A 17,840-nucleotide genomic window follows, 5' to 3' on the forward strand; every position below is an offset into this window, starting at 1 on the left:
ATAGATTTCCAATGTTTATTCACTCATTTGCTGGAACAATCTGGCTTTTGTTTTTTCCCTTGTTTCAATTCCTTCCAGGATCTCAAAAGCAAGGTTTGCCGTAAATTTGTCTTCCGATACAAGTAAATCTTTCAACAGGGCTCCATCGTCCTTCGTGCAGATCTCGCTGAGGGCGCTGGCAGCTTCTGCTTTTACAAAGCGGTTCCAGTCATAAAGCACGTCAAGGAGGGGTTCAATTGCTTTTTTCGGTTTTATTCTTCCAAGGGCTCTTGCAGCCGCCAACCTTGTAAAATCATCATAATCATAAAGGGCATTGATGAGAGGATCGATTGCATTTTCCGCCTTCAGCCGCCCGAGGGCTTCGGCAGGTCCCCAATGGCCCCCGTTATTTTCATCCGTGAGTGCGGTAATGAGGGGTTCTATAGCCTTTTCGGACTTTATTTTTCCAAGGGCTCTTGCCGCTTCTCCCCGTACAAAATCAACGTTATCGCCAAGGGTGAGTTCGATCAGGGGCTGGAGGGCTTTTTCGGACTTTATTCGGCCAAGTGCCTCTGCCGCCAGTCTCCGCACCATCTCGTCTCCGGACTTGAGGGCATCTATCAGGGGATAAAGAGCTTTTTCGGAGTCCAGGTTGCCCAGGGCTTCGGATGCAAGCCTCCGGACCTCCTCATCTTCGTCTTTAAGGGCATTAATAAGAGGCTGAAGAACTTTTTCAGATTCGGTTTCGTATTCGTTTTTGGCTTTGGTTTCGGAGACGTTTTCGGAGACATTTTCAGATTCGTATTCAGATATATTCCCGAGGGCTTTTGCTGCCTCCCTGCGCACAAATTCATCCTCGTCTTTAAGGGCATTAATCAGAGTATCCAGGATACGGTGCGATATCTCCTTCGATATGTGATTCCCATTCTGTGTCCTCTTTTCTTCTGTTTTCTCTTCTGGAATCCTCTTTTCTTCTGTTTTCTCTTCTGGAATCCTTTTTTCTTCTGATCTCTCTTCAAACGTTACTTCTGATGTCCCATCCGTTATCCCGGCTAATTTTATCCGGGCCAGGATTTTTACTGCTTCCCGTCTCACAAAATTGTCCCCGGATTCAAAGGTGCGAATCAGGGGTTCGATGGTTTTTTCGAATTCCAGCTTCCCGAGGGACTTTGCGGCTCCCTTCCGGACGAAACGGCTTTCGTCTCCCAGGGCGAGAAGAAGCGGGTCAACGGCTTTTCCGCATTCTATCATTCCAAGAGCCCTTGCGGCTTCCATTCGGACTGACTGGTCTTCATCCGAGAGTAAGCTTATCAGGGGGTCAACAGCTTTTTCGGCACCTATCTGTCCCAGGGCTTCAGAGGCTTCCTTCCTTACGGACTCAGCTTCATCGGTGAGCGCCGAGATTAGGGAATCAAGGGCTTTTTCGGATTCCGGGCCTATCATCCCGAGTGCTTTTGCCGCTTCCCTCCGGACACAGTGGTTTTCATCCACGAGGGCGCCTATCAGGAGCTCGTGAGTTCCTTCGGATTCTATTTCCCCCAGAGCTTTTGCCGCGATCCACCGCACTAACTTGTCTTCGTCTTCCAGGGCTTCTATGAGGATTCCGATAGCTTTTTCCGATTTCATCCGGCCCAGGGCCTCGGCAGCTCCCAGCCGCACAAAATTGTCCCCTTCTTGAAATGCCTTTATAAGGGAGTCTGCGGCTTTTCCGGCTTTTGCCCGGCCAAGGGCTCCTACGGCTCCCAGCCGAACAAAATCATCGTCTGACGTAAGTGCGCTGACAAGGATTTCGAAAGCTCTTTCGGATTCGACCTGAGCCAGGGCTTCAGTAGCAGCCAGGCGGACAGCCCGGTTTTCATCCTCAAATGCGTTTATGAGCAGTTCGACAGCTCTCTCGGACCCTATTATTCCCAGAGCCCTTACCGCTTCCCTTCGCACCGAATAGTCCTCATCTCCAAGGGCACCCGTGAGTGGGGGAAGGGCTGCCTCTGATTTTGTTTCCCCCAGTACCCTCACCGCTTCCCTTCGCACGAGGGTCTCTTCATCATGAAGTGCCCCGGCAGCCACGTCAATCCCGCAGCTCCCAAGGGTTTCAAGGCTCAGGATGCCCTTTATTTTTTCCACTGTAAATGTGTTGTCGAGTTTCCCGACAAGCAATGAGCATACCTTTTCCTTTGTTTCGGGTCTGGCTTTCCCGGCGCATTTTGAGGCAAGCCATAAATTTCCGCTTAAAATTATGGAATCTACCAGTTCATCGGCAGATTCAAGCATTTCTGAAGATAACGTGACAACATTTTCCCATCCCGGGTGCCTGAATGCTTCCGAGATATCCTTTCCGTTTCCAAAATACGTTTTCAGCTTTAAAGCTGCAAAATATTCCTGAAAAGACCTGTTAATTCCGATTCTTATCTCGGAATCTTTTCTGGTAAGGAGTCCTATCTCAATGCAGGCCTGAATCAGCTCTCTTGCCCCAGTCCTGTCGGAGACCCCGGCTTTTGCATATTTCTCCGCTACATCAAGGGCATAAAGGTGGTCGCATGAAACTTTATTCTCACACTGGAGTTTGAAAGCCAGATCAGTAAGAACATTTTCAATTTCTGTTTTTTCAGTTTCTTTCCTTTCAGATCCTGTATTTTCAGATCCTGTCCTTTCAGTTTCCTTCTTTTCAGTTTCTTTCCTTTCAGATCCTGTATTTTCAGTTTCTGCCCTTTCAAATTCTATACTTTCAGGTTCAGCTTTTTCAAATTCCGACCTTTCCTCACTTTTTCTTTCGGGGCATATCCCGGAGTGCATATTTCCAGAGTTAAGTGAATTTTCTCTTTTTTTCCAATCTCCAAAGAGCTCCGAAATAAAAGTCCGGTAAATATCAGCCCGGCTGGAAGGTACTCCTTTTTGAGGCGTCCCTTTCTTAGCTGTCCCTTTCTGAGCCGTTGCAATTTTAAGCCAGAGGTAAAGCATGAGGGGGTTTCGGATAAATGGCTTTGATCGGGCTTCTTTCAGGGTCCTGGTTGCCAGGGTTTTTGCCTGTTCCTCGTTCTCGATGTGTTTTTCTATGAATTCCTGGATATTTTCATCTGTCAGCTTTTCAAGTTTGAAAGCCCCAAACGTAGTTTTTATGCTGGCAAAATCTCCGGGCCTTGAAGCAATTACGTATTTGCAGTCTTCGTACTCGGAGATGAAATCGGAAATTTCCTCAAACGGATCAAAATTCTCGGAAGGTGTAAGCAGGTCAAGCCCGTCGAAAAGCAGCAGGGCTTTTCCTTCAAGCAGTTTCTTAAAACAGGGTTCTGATATTCCTTTTTGTTCTGCTGTCGTCCTGACGTAATCGTAAAAAGAGCTTTTTATATAGGAATCAAGGGCTACGTAAATGGGGACGAATCTTTCCCTTTTCTCAAGGCAGCTCCTGGCATAGGAGGTCCCCAGCCATTTAAGGGTTATCGTCTTTCCCGAGCCCGCTTCTCCGTAAATGATCAGGTTTTTTTCTTTTTCTATGATTTGAGGGATGTTGAATTCATGGGTCAGGCATACGTTTTCTTCAAAAAGACGGCGGTGGATTGGAAATATTTCCCTGACCGAATGTGACGTATAATACTTTCCCGTTTCATTCGTACCTTCATCTAAGATTAAGCCCTTCAGGTACTTCTCCAGCTCTCCACCCGGAACATTCTCTTTTAGAGACATAAGGCACCCACTATTTTACAAAGAGTCGCCGCAACTCGCCCTTTGCATTAACCTCTTTTTATCCGGATACCTTTTTTAGTTTACCGCTTTTGGCCTATATTCCGAACCTTTCATGTCCCGGCTTTTGTGGTACTGCCTTTCGTTCGTGTCCCGGACCTTTGAGTTTTACTGCCTTTCGTTCGTGTCCCGGACCTTTTCGACGACTTTCTTGTTGTAGGAATTTACTACGTCGCTGCGGGTGATGAGGCCAATGAGTTTGGTTTTGTCTTCGCGGTCAACAACGGGAAGCCTGCCTATTTCCCGGACTGCCAGGCGTTTGAGGACGACGTCAAGGGTTTCGTCGGGGTAGGCAACTTCCACTTCCCGGCTGGAGATATCCCCTATTTTCTTTTCGAGTTCCCCGTACTCAACCTTGCTGCGGAGGTCCGAGAGGGTCACGATCCCGGCGAGTTTGCCTCTGGAATCCAGAACAGGAAAACCTGCGTGGCGGCTTGCCTGCATGAGGGCGATCAGGGTACCCACGTTCTTGTCTTCGGAAACAGTCTGGACGTGCTTGACCATCGCATCCTTCACCAGCATGGAGACCATGATGTCGATTTCTCTGCCTTTGCGGATCTTGAAGCCTTTTTTGCGGAGTTCTTCAGTGAAGATGGACTCGGGGTGCAGCGCATTGGACATCACGTTGCTGAGTACGCAGGCAAACATAAGCGGGAGGATCATGTTGTAGTCCCGGGTGATTTCGAAAAGGATCAGGATGGCGGTAAGGGGAGCCCTCGCCGTTCCGGCAAAGACTGCGGCCATGCCTACAAGGGCATAGGCTCCCGATTCTGCCGGGATTCCGGGGAAGAGCATGTTTGCGGCAACCCCGAAAGCGCCTCCGAGCATTGCCCCGCTGAACAGGGACGGGACGATGGAACCTCCCGACCCGCCGGAGCCCATTGTCAGGGAAAATGCAAGGATTTTCAGGACCAGCAGAATGAGAAGGAGGTCCAGGGCAAACTGGTTTTCAAGGGCTGCGGTGATAACCGAATAACCAAGCCCGAAAACCTCCGGGTAAAAAAAGCCTATGATGCCCACGCCAAGCCCCCCAAAGGCGGGTTTGAAAGCGGGGTGAAGGGGCATTTTCCCAAATATCTCCTTCGTAAAATAGAGAGTCCGGATCAGGACGGTAGCGACAATTCCCGCAAGCAGGCCGAGGACCAGGTATAAAATAAGTTCCTGGTAGGGGTTCACAAGCTCATAGTGGGAGATCTGGATCGGTTTTATCCCGAAAACGGTGCTGGAGATCAGGGTAGCGAAGACTGAGGAGATCACGATAGGAATGAAGGTTTTTGTTTCAAGTTCCCCGTAAATTACTTCTACAACGAAGACAACCCCTGCAAGGGGGGCATTGAATGCAGCTGCAATCCCTCCGGAAGCCCCGCAGCCAAGCAGGATCCGAAGCTGCCTTTCCGAACTTTTTGCCAGCCTTCCTACCAGTGCCCCGATCCCTGAGCCTGCCAGTATACCCGGGGCTTCCTTTCCGAGGGACCCCCCGGAACCGATTGTGATTATCGAGGTGAATACTTCCAGAAAGGCGTATAGGGGCTTGATCCTGGCTCCCCGGAGGGTAACGGTCTCGATCAGGCCTTCTACGCCATAATGTTGTTTGATCATGAAATGAGATATCAGCCCTACGATCAGGCCTCCTACCGCAGGCACCAGGATAATCCCGTAATTTGTGTAGTCATGAGTCGGGAGTTCTTCCGAAATCCCAAAAAAAATACTGCTGTATCGGAGAGCGCGGTCGTACAGTCCGATTACAAGCCCTGTCAGGATGCCGATCACGATGGCAAAAGAATTTACCCTGGTGGATTCCGTGTCGAAGCGCTGGGCTATGTGCTCTGTTAGTTTATGGTATTCCGATACATTATGGAACCTGAACTTGGACTCCGGACCGTCTTCCAAATACGTGCGCCTCTTTAGGACTTTTATGCTTCGCTCTTTTCTCGGTAAGCTCGTTTTTCAGGAAAAATAATATCAGGGTTTCCAGGGCTCAATTCTGCCTTAAATACCTTCTTAAGATGAAAGGATTTTCCCTATTTATTTAAACCTATCCTTTTTTAATTTAATTTGATGTTTTGTTTCAACATCTCTATCTTCTTGATGCTATCCCCCTCTCTTCTTTTATATTTATTCCTTTTGTATTTTTATTTCCCGGCGTACTTTTATCTCTTTGGCATTCTTCTTCTTCTTCTTCTTCTTCTTCTTCTTCTTCTTCTTATTTATTATTATTATTATTATTATTATTATTATTATTATTATTATTATTATTATTATTATTATTATTATTATTATTATTATTATTACTGTTAGTATTGATTGTCATTAAATTCATTTCTTCTCTATAATTTCAAGGACATCGCAGAGCTTTGCTGCGGTATTCCGGACCGTCTGCATTCCCACTGTGTCTTCTTCGACGGGGTTCCAGGCAATGCCTCCGAAGTGGGCGTCGTCTCCTACAATGATCATTCCGTGGATATGCATCCAGTCATGGATGGACTGGATTGTCTTTTCCTGTCCGCCGTTTCTTGACCCTCCTACGGAAAGAGCAGCCCCTACTTTGTTTTTGAGGACAAAGTTTTTGCGCCGGAGAAGTACGCTGCGGTCAAAAAGGGCTTTGAGCTGGGCAGGGTAATTTCCCATATACACGGGAGCGGCAACGATTATGCCGTCAGCTTCTCTCATTTTTTCATAAACATTTTCCATATCATCTTCGATCACGCAGCAGTCTTTTTCCCGGCAGGCTCCGCAGGCCGTGCAGGGGGCAATCTTTGAGGTAGAGAGGAAAACGCTATCGGTTTCAAAGCCCCTTTCTTCTGCAAGCTTTAATACGGTTCCAATCATTTTTTCACAGTTCTGTCCCTTTCGAGGGCTTCCTGAAATGCCTAAAATTTTCATCGATATCATTTCGGAATTCTTTTATATTAATTTATCATATATTTTCAGTAATAATCTTTTTAAACTCCCGTGTCTTTTCAGTAAAAGTAACTTTAAATCTTCATGTATTTTAAGGAAAAACGCCTGGTAGTGGTATATATATCACCATGTCGCCATCCAGAAATATATATTTGTTATTTTTATATATCTCTCTATGCATTTTACGTAATTTTATATACCAAAACTCAGGTAATTTAAATTACTCTAAATATATAGGAGGTTGGTTGATTGGCTAAATTCTTAGACAAAATCAGCGAAAGAGCAAAAGTACTCAACAAGACAATCGTTCTCCCCGAATCTGAAGATATCAGAACAATCCAGGCTGCCGTAAAGGCAACTGAGCGTGGTGTTGCCAAGATCGTTCTCATAGGCAAGGAAGCCGCCATAAAGGAACTGGCAGGTGACCTGGATCTTTCAGGAATTACAATCATAGACCCCGAAACATACGAGAACAAAGACAAGTACATTAATGCCTTCTACGAGCTGCGCAAGCACAAGGGAATCTCAATGGAAAACGCAGCAGAAGTCATGAAGGACTACATGTACTTCGGCGTTATGATGGTCAAGCTGGATGAAGCAGACGGTATGGTAGCCGGCGCGTCCCACTCTTCCTCAGACACCCTCAGGCCTGCCCTCCAGATCGTGAAGACCGCCCCTGATGCTGCCCTCGCATCTGCTTTCTTCATCATCTCAGTGCCTGACTGCGAATACGGGTCCGAAGGAACCTTCCTCTTTGCCGACTCCGGCATGGTCGAAATGCCCAGTGTGGAAGACGTTGCAAACATTGCAATCATCTCTGCAAATACTTTCGAACTGCTGGTCCAGGACGTGCCCAAGGTCGCAATGCTTTCCTACTCCACCTACGGGAGTGCCAAGAGCCCCCTGACCGAAAAGACGATTGCTTCAACAAAGCTTGCAAAAGAAATGGCCCCCGATCTCCTGATCGACGGGGAACTCCAGGTGGATGCGGCAGTCGTCCCAGCCGTTGGAGCCAAGAAGTGCCCGGGCAGCCCTGTTGCCGGTCAGGCTAACGTCTTCATTTTCCCTGACCTGAACTGCGGAAACATCGCATACAAGATTGCCCAGAGACTTGCCAAGGCTGAAGCCTACGGTCCTATTACCCAGGGACTGGCCAAGCCTATCAATGACCTTTCCAGGGGCTGCAGTGACGAGGATATAGTAGGGGCTGTTGCTATCACCTGTGTCCAGTCAGCTGCACAGGATAAATAATCGCAATAGTTTTATCAAAAACCATACATAGTATAATCTACCCGGAAACTGAAGATGTTACCGGGGCCCAGTTGATTAAACTGGAAACAAATGGATTGAACTTGGGGTTTTAAGATGAAAATACTGGTAATAAACGCAGGGAGTTCATCCCTAAAGTATCAGTTAATTGATATGACGGATGAATCCGCTCTTGCAGTTGGTCTCTGTGAGAGGATCGGCATCGACAACTCGTTCCTTACCCAGAAGAGGTCTGATGGGAAGAAATACGAGGTGCAGACTGACCTTCCTGACCACAAGGTCGCCCTTGAGGAAGTCATCAAGGCCCTCACCGACGCTGAATTAGGTGTCATCGCCAACATGTCCGAAATCAGTGCCGTAGGGCACAGGGTCGTGCACGGTGGCGAGAACTTCACCTCCTCGGCTGTAATCAATGAGGATGTCAAGCAGGCCATAAAGGACTGTTTCGAACTGGCACCTCTCCACAACCCACCAAACATGATGGGAATCACAGCCTGTGAAGATATCATGCCCGGTACCCCCATGGTTGCTGTCTTCGACACCGCATTCCACCAGACAATGCCTGCCTATGCTTACATGTACGCCCTGCCCTACGAATTCTATGAGAATTATGCGGTCAGGAAGTACGGTTTCCACGGCACGTCTCACAAGTACGTGGCCATGAGAGCCGCTGCCATGCTTGGCAAACCCGAGTCTGAAGTAAAGATCATCACCTGCCATCTCGGAAACGGTTCAAGCATCGCTGCCGTAAACGGTGGCAAGTCCGTTGAGACCAGCATGGGCTTCACTCCGCTCGAAGGCCTGGCAATGGGTACCAGGTGCGGTTCCATCGACCCGGCAGTCGTTCCCTTCCTCATGGAAAAGGAAGGCATGACAACCAGGGAAATCGACACCATGATGAACAAGAAATCGGGTGTCCTCGGTGTTTCCGGCCTGAGCAACGACTTCAGGGACCTCGACGAAGCCGCTTCCAAAGGAAACAAGAGAGCCGAACTCGCCCTGGAAATCTTTGCCTACAAGGTCAAGAAGTTCATCGGAGAGTACTCAGCCGTACTTAACGGTGCCGACGCAGTGGTCTTCACCGCAGGTATCGGAGAAAACAGCGCAAGCATCAGGAAGAGAATCCTCTCCGGCCTTGAGGGTCTGGGCATAAGCATCGATGATGAGAAGAACAAGATCAGAGGCGAAGAAATCGATATCAGCATACCTGAAGCCTCCGTAAAGGTCTTAGTCATCCCGACCAATGAAGAACTTGCAATTGCAAGGGAAACCAAAGAACTGGTCGCCATCGATGAAAAATTAGGTGCTTCAATATCTGTCTGAATTGTAAACTTGGAATGGTAAAGGGGTTTTCTCCTTTGCCTTTTTTCTCTTTTTTTTCAGGGTTTAGCCGGAGTGTTTTTTGTTTTGTTTTCTGTTAGTTTTTTTCTGTTAGTTGTTTCATTTTCTGTTTTCTGTTAGTTTTTTTGTTAGTTTTTTTGTTAGTTTTCTGTTAGTTGTTTCCTTTTCTATTTTCTGTTTCGGAGCCTGTATTCCGGACCCCGAGTCATGGTCTGTTTCTGAATTTCATTTCGATCCTTACTCCGTTTTTTCACACCATTTAACTTGACAACTCTTTAAACCGGGATCAAAACCGAGCTATTTATATTGATCAAAGACAACCCTTTACCAAAAAACGCTATCTCAGGAAAACAATATCTCACGATTAGACATGATCATGGAGCAAAATTCCCCCCTTCCCGAATTCGATGTTGATAGGGAAACCGTTGCCGGTATCCTCAAAGCCGCCAGGGTGAGGGGACAGTATATTCTGGGCCTCGAGTCCCTGGGCATCCTGAAAGCTTATGGCGTCCCGACAATTGGCAGCGCATTCACGGAGACCCTGGAAGATACAATTCGGGAAGCTGAAAATATCGGCTATCCTCTTGTTATGAAAATCGTGTCACCCCAGATCTCCCACAAGTCCGATGTCGGAGGGATCAGGCTCTCCCTGGAAAACGCCGGGGAGGTGAAAGCCGCCTATGAGGATATGATGGAAAAAATCCCGAAAGAAAAGCCCTATGCCGTCCTCGAAGGAGTCCAGCTCCAGCAGATGCTCTCAGAGGGCAGGGAAGTGATCATCGGCATGGTCCGCGACCCTACCTTCGGGCCCATGCTTATGTTCGGGCTTGGTGGGATTTATGTTGAGATCCTGAAAGATGTCAGGTTTGCCATTGCCCCTCTTTCCGAGCCCGAAGCCCGGGACCTGATAACCGGCATCAAGACCTATCCACTGCTTGCGGGAGTCCGCGGGGCGGAACCCGGCGATATCGATGCCCTGGTAGATTCCATCCTCAGAATTTCCCAGCTGGTCTGCGACTTCCCGGAGATCGAGGAGTTCGAAATCAACCCGATGATAGTTTTAGATAAAGGAAAGGGCGCTCTGGCTGTGGACATGCGGCTTGTTCTGAAAACGGACTGATTTCAGTCTAAATGATGTAGGAATGCTTCCACCAGCCTTCCCGAGAATGCTTTTATTTAACCCCACAAACCTTTTTTCATTCCAGGCAATACAGGAGTTTTCCGCCAGCTTGCTCGAGAAGTACTTCCGTTGGTCCCTCAAACCGTTTTTCAGTTCTGATAATATAGAAGTTGCCCGCCAGCCTGCTTGAGAAGCACTTCCATTGATCCTGTAAACCGTTTTTATGTCCTGGATATGTAGGAATTCCCGCCAGCTTGCCTGGCGGCGCCTCCCCAAAATGAAATAAAAAAGATATATGAAGAATTGAGCCATTTTCAAACTGCATTTCTTCCTGTTTTATTTACAACCTACCGTTTTTAAATTATTCACTTATACTTTTTCAGTCATTCAGATGTACTTTTCAGTCATCTGGCTATACTTTTTGATTGTATGAATGTTTTTCTTCAGTCATTCAGATGTACTTTTCAGTCATCTGGCTATACTTTTTGATTATACGAATGTTCTTTTTCAGTCATTCAAATGTACTTTTCAGTCATCTGGCTATACTTTTTGATTGTACGAATGTTCTTCTTCAGTCATTCAGATGTACTTTTCAGTCATCAGGATACACTTTTTTTGGTTATTCCAATATACTTTATGGAAAAGGCCGGTCAGCAAGCTGACCGGTGAGAGCGCCGGTACTTGAAAAGCAAATTGAAAAATGTTTCTCTTTTTTCTTTTCTCAAAAGCATCAATGACGGAACGTAGGAAGACCTATTCACTGTTTCTGAAATATTTTCCATTTGTCTCCTTCAGCTCCTCTAATTTTCAAATATGATGGCCTGAATAGTTTTCATCATCAGTTACCGGTGGTTTCAGAATTCTGAAACGTCTTAGCCTCTGGTCACACTAAAATTATAACATTTGTTTCGTACATATTGGGGGGTAGAAAATGAGGTGATTGTACGACCCAGGAAAGGAAAAGATTTGTGCTGGCTGTGGGTATCCTGCTTCTTTCGAGCACTGTCGCCATTAATCTTCTGCTTGAAGACTCCCCGGTGGTGATCCAGCTTGAAGGAGATACGTTCAAGGTTGTGGATATCCCTTATGTGTATACTGTAAAGGAAGCGTATATTCTCCTTTTTTCCGGGTTTTTAGGGGGTCTGGCTCTGGCTCAGGTTCTGCATTATCTGGGGTTTTCCGGGTCTGTTTCTCTTTTGCCGGGGCCTGCAGGGCAGGGAACGGCAGTCAATCTTGCAGCAGAGGCAGTCCCAATGGGGAATTTTGAAGTTTCCCCTGATAATTCCCTTGAAAATTTCCGTGAGAATTCTCCTGAAAATGGGAATTCCCCTGATAATTCTCCTGATAATTCCCCTGAGGAACTCCGGCCTGCTGCGGATAATATTGCGCCTACAGATGTTCTTTTGCGAGCCCTTGAAGGAGACGAAAGGAAAGCCGTTGAACTTATTGTGCAAAGAGGGGGAAGGATTCTCCAGAACGAACTGGTCAACTCCCTTGGTTTTTCCAAGGCCAAGGTTTCCCGCGTGCTCATGAACCTGGAACGAAGGGGCATAATAGACAAGAAGAAATACGGGCTTACCAACTGCATTTCGATAGCTGATGAACTTTCAGGTGATATCGGAACGAAGGGGGAGATGAAATGAAGAGAGATGTTCTGATTACGCTTTCAGTTGCCATCCTTATACTGGCACTGGGGCTCTTCTGGTATTACGGAACAGGGGCTGATGTGCATATCGCGGATATGACTGCTCCTCCTGTTGGAGTCGGCAGCCGGGGACAGCTGGACATTGTGCTTCTGAACAACGGCTCAGAACCCGTGGACGTGTGGCTCGAGGTAGAAAATGCTTTTGTGGATGAGAACGGGGAAAGCTATTCGACCTCAAGGCTGATCATTTCCAATGAATCGGAGTCTCTGTGGAGTGCCGAGCTTGTCTCACTTCAGAAGCCTGTTAAACTTCTCCCCGGAAATAATACGGTCAGTGTAATGCTTGGCTATAAGCTTCCGGGAGAATATGAAGTAGAGGTTAAGGTTTCTGAGGATTCCAGGCTGCTCGATAAGTCTGCGATGGTCGTGGAGGTCCCTCCTCCTGAGCTCTTTCTGGAACTGGAGTATGAAAAGGAGCGTATGGGAAGCTCTGATGTTTACGGGATATATGGCTACCTTATCAACCACGGGCTAAGCTCCGCGCGGGATGTGTCCACAAACCTGACCGTGATAAACGAACGTACCGGGAAGACGGCCTTTACATCTTCAAGGACTTACTATGTGAGAGACAATGATAAGAGTGCCCTGTGGGCCTGGTCAGACTATCCCTACGCAATTGTGGAAATCGCCCATGGGGAACCCTCCGGAGAATCATACATGCCTGTCCAGAATGTGGTAATCGGAGGAAGCGAGGACCGCTTCAGGATTAATGTAACTTCCACGTGGCAGGATCAGGTGGTTTCTGCCGAATTGCTGCTCCCTCCGGGAGAGGAGGCAGGTGATGCGTATGATTAAGCGATATGAACTTCTCAGTTGTGGGAAGGCAAAACTTTTGGTTCTCTTTATTTTGCTTGCAGGAACCTGTGCCGGCTGCCTTGGCCAGGACCCTCTTGAGGCCAGGGTGGAGAAACTGGTCCGGGGGCTTGGGGATGAGGACCCGAGTATCAGTTATGCCTCAGTTGACGGACTTGTCGATATCGGGGAACCCGCAGTGGATTCACTAATTAAAGCATTAAAAGACGATGATCCCCAGGTGCGAAGCCTTGCTGCTCATGCTCTCGGGGAAATAAGGGCTCAAAAAGCTGCGCCCCCTCTTCTGGAGATTCTCGACGATCCTTCTCCGGAGGTCCGTATGAATGCATCTTATTCGCTTGGTTTGATTGGCGACACGAAAGCCGTTGAGCCTTTGATAAAGCTCCTGGAAGATGAAGACGAAGAGGTGGTTCGCTATACTGTGATCGCTCTTGGGCGACTGGGTGATCCCAGGGCTGTCGAACCTCTTGCCGAAATTCTGGATAGTGATAATGACGATGTACGCCGTGAAGTTATGTATTCCCTTGCAGAAATCGGAGATCCGAGGGCTGTTGATCCCCTTCTCGACTTATTAGCTGATGAAAAACTTGGACCTTCGGCAGCCACTATCCTTGGTAGTTTTAAAAGTGAACAGGTTTTTGGAGAGCTCACTGCGCTGCTGGACAGCAGGAACCCCACAACCCGAACCAACGCTGTAGCTGCACTTAGGGGTTACCGGAACCCTGAAACAGTCCCCTTCCTGCTTGAAATGTTGGATGACAGGGTTCCCGAGGTAAGAAGGGGAGCCGCTTACTGCCTTGGGCATTTTGAGCCTGAAGAAGCTGCCCCAGCAGAACAGCCCCTGATCAATGCTCTTGGGGACAAGGAACCTGAGGTACAGGAAGCTGCTGCCTGCTCTCTTGGAAGGATCGGAAGCAAAGAAGCAGTACCTCCCCTTGAAGAACTCCTTCAGGATAAGAACCAGAACCTCCGGGTTGCTGCCGTTAAAGCCCTGGGAGATATTGGAGATCCTGGGGCTGTGGACTCTCTTATTTCCCTTTTTGAGGATGAGGCCTGGTTAGTAAGGTCGGAGATTGTACATTCTCTTGTAGAAATCGGAGATCCAAAGGCGGTTGATCCTCTGATTTCGTTGCTTGGGGATGAAAGCTATAGAGTCAGGCGAAGTGCTGCGGAGGGCCTTGGAAAACTCGGGGACGAAAGAGCTGTTAGTCCCCTTCTCATGGCACTCGAAACCGAAAGGGAAATGGATGTCCGGGCGGCAGAGGTCAGGGCTCTCGGGAAACTCGGAGGACCCGAAGCTGCCGAAGGCCTGCGCCGGATCAGCACGGACATGGATGAATACCGGAACGTCAGGACTGTCGCGGAAGAAGCACTTGGAAATATCGAGGGAGGTGAGGCAGTGAATGCCTCTTCCTCTTCTTCTTCCTCTTCTTAATCAAGGTGTTTGGATTGTGATAATATGGATTAAATGAAACAAGTTTCGAAGCGGGATCATTTCAAGATTTTTCCAGGTCTTTGATTGATACTGGCCAAATATTAGTGGAGGCTATGCCAGATTTTGAATATCACTCTAAACTTTCATGAAAATTTGTAAAATTAAAAACTTTGTAAAATTAAAGCGCTCTGGACTGATAAAATCCGGAGGCTATGCTCAACATCCTGCTATTTGCAGGAATAAGGAGAAAACAAGAATATGAAGAAATATACAATCGTTTCACTGGCTGCTCTTACTTTCTTAATTGCAATTGCAGCAGGCACTGTGAGTGCAGCAGATACTGTAAATGCGGTAGACACTGTAAGTGCAGCAGATACTGTTAGCAGTAGAACCCTCGTTTGTAATGTTGTGGGCACCAATTATGAATGCGGGAGCTGGTCCAATGAACAATATCCGGTAATCGATTTATTTGGAGATAAGTATGTTCCGTTGTTCGCCAACAACGATGATATCCGGGATTCAAGCGTTGACAAGCTTGCCAAATTGATTCTTGACAGCAATGAATCGTACACTCTCGAAGCCGGTGAAATTCTTGACCTCGGTCATGGTTATGCTCTTGAAGTCAGGCAGATCGATATTGACTGTGAGAATGTCTGGCTCGAATTTACCAGGGACGGCCAATATCTCGGTGATCAAACTATCTCAGTTAGTGATGAGAATGACAAGGCCTGGTCTGTTGCCCTTGACAACGTCCAGGGTGAAGACAACATTGTTGTGATGAAAGTCCATGTCAACCAGTTATTCGTGGGTGTAGAAAAGAGAATAGTCAGGATCGACGGGATCTGGCTCATTGACTATGCAAATGTCAAAACCCTTAATATCGGGGATGAATTCGGAGAATTCACACTTGAGGAAATCATTAGCGGAGTAGATGAATCTAATCCGGGATGTCTTGTTTTCAAAAAGAACCCGCTTGCTGATAATATTTATAATGTCGTGGGCACCAATTATGAATGCGGAAGCTGGTCTAATGAACAATATCCGGTAATCGATTTATTTGGGGAAAACTATGTTCCGTTGCTCGCCAACAACGGTGATATCCGGGAAGCACACGTTAACAAGCTTGCAGGATTGGTTCTTGACAGTAATGATACGTACACCCTCGAAGCCGGCGAAAAACTCGATCTTGGCCATGGCTACGCTCTCGAAGCCAGGCAGATTATTGATAATATTGATGGTGGGAAGGTCTGGCTCGAATTCACCAGGGACGGACAACATGTCGCTGACCAGAATATCTCAGTTGATTCCGAGAACAATAAGACATGGACTGTTGCCCTTGACAATGTTCAGGGTGAAAACGATATTGTTGTCATGAAAGTCCATGTCAGACAGGTATTCGTGGGTATGGAAAAAAGAATTGTTTGGATCGACGGCATCTGGCTTATTGATTATGCAAATGCCAGAACTCTCAATATCGGGGACAAATTTGGAGAGCTTACACTTGAGGAAATCATAAGCGGAGCAGATGAATCTAACCCGGGAAGTCTTGTTTTCGAAAATGTTTCCGTTGCTGATTCCTCTTCCTCCGGCACTCCCGGAAAGGAACCGGGAAAGTCCACTGACAAAAGTACAGGATCGTTCACTTCATGGTGCCGGGACCTGTGGAGGTGTATCACAATGAAAAGCAAATTAACGTTTTAAATTGAGATACAATGAAAATTGAGATACAATGAAAAAATGTAATGTTTTTGGGTTCTTTGCTTCCGAAAACTGGAAAGGAGGCTGAAAGATTTGGAAATAACTGAAGATTTGATGCCACTGCAGGTTCTGTCACTGCCTGAGGATGTTCCACTGCTTGCAAGGGCTCTTTCAAGGCCCCTTTCAATGCAGATCCTCAAACATCTCCGGGAAAAACAGATGTCTGCAAGCGAGCTTGCAGCAGAACTCGATCTTCGCCTGAACACCCTTAAGTACAACCTTGACGCGCTGGAAGAAGCTGGCCTGATTAAAGTCATGACAGTTAAATGGAGCTGTAAAGGCCGTAAAATTAAAGTCTACGCTTTTTCGGAGCAGCCAATTTTACTGCTTCCCCGGGCAAAAACAAATGAATGTTCTTCAATTTGTGGCACTCTGGATGAACTTTGCCAGGGGTGAACTTTGCCAGGGGTGAACTTTGCCAGGGGTGAACTTTGCCAGGGGTGAACTTTGCCAGGGGTGAACTTTGCCAGGGGTGAACTTTGCCGGGGGTGAACTTCGTCAGCCAGGAATGGTTCGGAATTAAGCCTTAGCAGAATTAAGCCTTAAACCGGCTCAGGTAAATATCAGGACAAAGTAGCCCCCCACAAAAAGGACGAGGATCAAAAAGCTTTCCCAGCCTATCCCTCCTATGCCGTGCCTTTCCCTGTCCAGGAGCCCCATTACCAGGATCGCGCTCAGGATCAGGGCCAGGATGATTATGAAAGTCTGGCCGCCGGTAAAGGCGTGGTATACGGAACCTTCCGAGTAGGCAAAGTCCACGAGAGCCACGGTGAGCACGTCAAAAGTGTTTCCTCCCACGATGTTGCTTACGGCAAGGGTCAGGGCTCCTTCCCGCACTGCCGAAAAGGTGACTATAAGTTCTGGAAGCGAGGTGGACACGGCCGTAAACAGCCCCCCTACGATGGTCTCCGAAAGCCTGGTTTCCTCGGCGATGACAATGCCCGTTTGTGCAACCATGTAACCTGCTACAGCTACGGCAGCTGCGAGTATCAGGAACCTTGCCGAAACGCTCTTTTTGTTCAGGGTCTCGCTTTCGAAGTAGCGGACCCTGTCTTCGACGGTAAAAGCCGTATGTTTCGGAGCCCACATCTTCCTCGCCTTCGCTCTCCAGATAAGCCGGATCCCTGCAACATATGCGAGTATCACAAGGACCGAGGCCGGATGGATTCCTATCACCGAAACTTCAGGAGAAAAGGCTAAAAGAAGGATGAAGGAGAGCAGGATTATCAGGAGCATTCCCTGCATCAGGCTTGTGTAGGACGCCGCCGCATGTTCCAGATTTGCTTTCCTGTAGCTGATGTCGGCAAGGGCAAGAAAGGTTGTTTGGGCAAGAATTCCCCCAACTGCATTGCTGACCGCAAGTTCCGGGTGGTTCTGGGCTGCGGCGGTAATTGAGGTTATGATTCCAGAAAGGGAGGTAATCGCCCCGAGGAGTATTCCTCCTACCATTGCTTCTCCCAGGCCTGTAAGGTCTGCAAGCTGGTCCGCGGTCCTGCCCAACCGGGTCCCCGCTACCCCTATAACAGCAGTAGAGATTATAAAGAGTGTCACTGCAGCAGGCAGGTCCATTGCTTTCCCACTTCCCCCATTTTCCCCTTTTCTTCCGACTTTCTTGCAGCTTCCTTCCTACTTCTTTCGGACTTTCTTCCAGTTTACTTCCATCTTACTTTCAAATCACTCTGCTTCTATCTTACTTTCAGATCACTCTGCTTCTATCTTATTTTCAGATCACTCTGTTCAAAAAACGTCCGGTGAAAACAAATCCGGAAAAAATAGCGGGA

13 protein-coding genes are annotated in these 17,840 nt (G+C 47.6%); 8 read left to right on the forward strand and 5 right to left on the reverse strand.

Annotated features, from left to right (window positions below):
* Positions 1 to 15: 15 nt before the first annotated feature.
* The 3 genes from ACSAZK_RS14380 to ACSAZK_RS14390 all read right to left on the reverse strand — a co-directional run bounded on the left by ACSAZK_RS14380 (position 16) and on the right by ACSAZK_RS14390 (position 6,600).
* Positions 16 to 3,660: a HEAT repeat domain-containing protein gene (locus ACSAZK_RS14380; RefSeq protein WP_440954760.1), complete on the reverse strand. Its 3,645-nt coding sequence runs from the start codon at positions 3,658 to 3,660 to the stop codon at positions 16 to 18.
* Positions 3,661 to 3,825: 165 nt separating this feature from the next.
* Positions 3,826 to 5,607, reverse strand: coding sequence for a chloride channel protein (locus ACSAZK_RS14385; RefSeq protein ID WP_440954761.1), 1,782 nt, complete (start codon positions 5,605 to 5,607; stop codon positions 3,826 to 3,828).
* A 426-nt stretch (positions 5,608 to 6,033) separates the two neighbouring features.
* A complete protein-coding gene (locus ACSAZK_RS14390; RefSeq protein WP_440957034.1) occupies positions 6,034 to 6,600 on the reverse strand; it encodes a flavodoxin family protein in 567 nt (188 codons plus the stop codon).
* Between the two features lie 267 nt (positions 6,601 to 6,867).
* On the opposite strand from ACSAZK_RS14390, the gene pta reads away from it, so the two are divergent.
* From pta to ACSAZK_RS14405, 3 genes are all read left to right on the forward strand, one after another.
* A complete protein-coding gene (gene pta / locus ACSAZK_RS14395) occupies positions 6,868 to 7,869 on the forward strand; it encodes a phosphate acetyltransferase (RefSeq protein WP_440954762.1) in 1,002 nt (333 codons plus the stop codon).
* 114 nt (positions 7,870 to 7,983) lie between these two features.
* A complete protein-coding gene (locus tag ACSAZK_RS14400) occupies positions 7,984 to 9,210 on the forward strand; it encodes an acetate kinase (protein WP_440954763.1) in 1,227 nt (408 codons plus the stop codon).
* 394 nt (positions 9,211 to 9,604) lie between these two features.
* Positions 9,605 to 10,348, forward strand: coding sequence for an acetate--CoA ligase family protein (locus ACSAZK_RS14405; protein ID WP_440954764.1), 744 nt, complete (start codon positions 9,605 to 9,607; stop codon positions 10,346 to 10,348).
* Between the two features lie 76 nt (positions 10,349 to 10,424).
* Here the strand turns inward: ACSAZK_RS14405 and ACSAZK_RS14410 are convergent, their stop codons facing one another.
* Positions 10,425 to 10,673 carry a hypothetical protein gene (locus ACSAZK_RS14410; RefSeq protein WP_440954765.1) on the reverse strand — a complete coding sequence of 83 codons (249 nt, stop codon included), beginning with the start codon at positions 10,671 to 10,673 and terminating at the stop codon, positions 10,425 to 10,427.
* 643 nt (positions 10,674 to 11,316) lie between these two features.
* Here ACSAZK_RS14410 and ACSAZK_RS14415 point away from each other — a divergent pair.
* From ACSAZK_RS14415 to ACSAZK_RS14435, 5 genes are all read left to right on the forward strand, one after another.
* A complete protein-coding gene (locus tag ACSAZK_RS14415) occupies positions 11,317 to 11,991 on the forward strand; it encodes a helix-turn-helix transcriptional regulator (RefSeq protein ID WP_440954766.1) in 675 nt (224 codons plus the stop codon).
* Positions 11,988 to 12,848: a hypothetical protein gene (locus ACSAZK_RS14420; protein ID WP_440954767.1), complete on the forward strand. Its 861-nt coding sequence runs from the start codon at positions 11,988 to 11,990 to the stop codon at positions 12,846 to 12,848. The genes ACSAZK_RS14415 and ACSAZK_RS14420 overlap by 4 nt, the downstream gene beginning before the upstream one ends.
* The gene (locus ACSAZK_RS14425; protein ID WP_440954768.1) at positions 12,835 to 14,301 is read left to right on the forward strand and encodes a HEAT repeat domain-containing protein; all 1,467 of its coding nucleotides are present in this window, start codon (positions 12,835 to 12,837) and stop codon (positions 14,299 to 14,301) included. Before ACSAZK_RS14420 ends, ACSAZK_RS14425 begins: the two co-directional genes overlap by 14 nt.
* 258 nt (positions 14,302 to 14,559) lie before the next feature.
* Positions 14,560 to 16,002, forward strand: a complete 1,443-nt coding sequence (locus ACSAZK_RS14430; RefSeq protein ID WP_440954769.1) for an S-layer protein domain-containing protein — start codon at positions 14,560 to 14,562, stop codon at positions 16,000 to 16,002.
* Between the two features lie 111 nt (positions 16,003 to 16,113).
* Positions 16,114 to 16,455 carry an ArsR/SmtB family transcription factor gene (locus ACSAZK_RS14435; RefSeq protein WP_440954770.1) on the forward strand — a complete coding sequence of 114 codons (342 nt, stop codon included), beginning with the start codon at positions 16,114 to 16,116 and terminating at the stop codon, positions 16,453 to 16,455.
* Positions 16,456 to 16,611: 156 nt separating this feature from the next.
* On the opposite strand, the gene ACSAZK_RS14440 is transcribed toward ACSAZK_RS14435, so the two are convergent.
* Positions 16,612 to 17,628: a sodium:calcium antiporter gene (locus ACSAZK_RS14440; RefSeq protein ID WP_440954771.1), complete on the reverse strand. Its 1,017-nt coding sequence runs from the start codon at positions 17,626 to 17,628 to the stop codon at positions 16,612 to 16,614.
* Positions 17,629 to 17,840: the final 212 nt, after the last annotated feature.

It is taken from the genome of Methanosarcina sediminis (genome assembly GCF_052056915.1).
Taxonomy (GTDB): Archaea; Halobacteriota; Methanosarcinia; order Methanosarcinales; family Methanosarcinaceae; genus MTP4.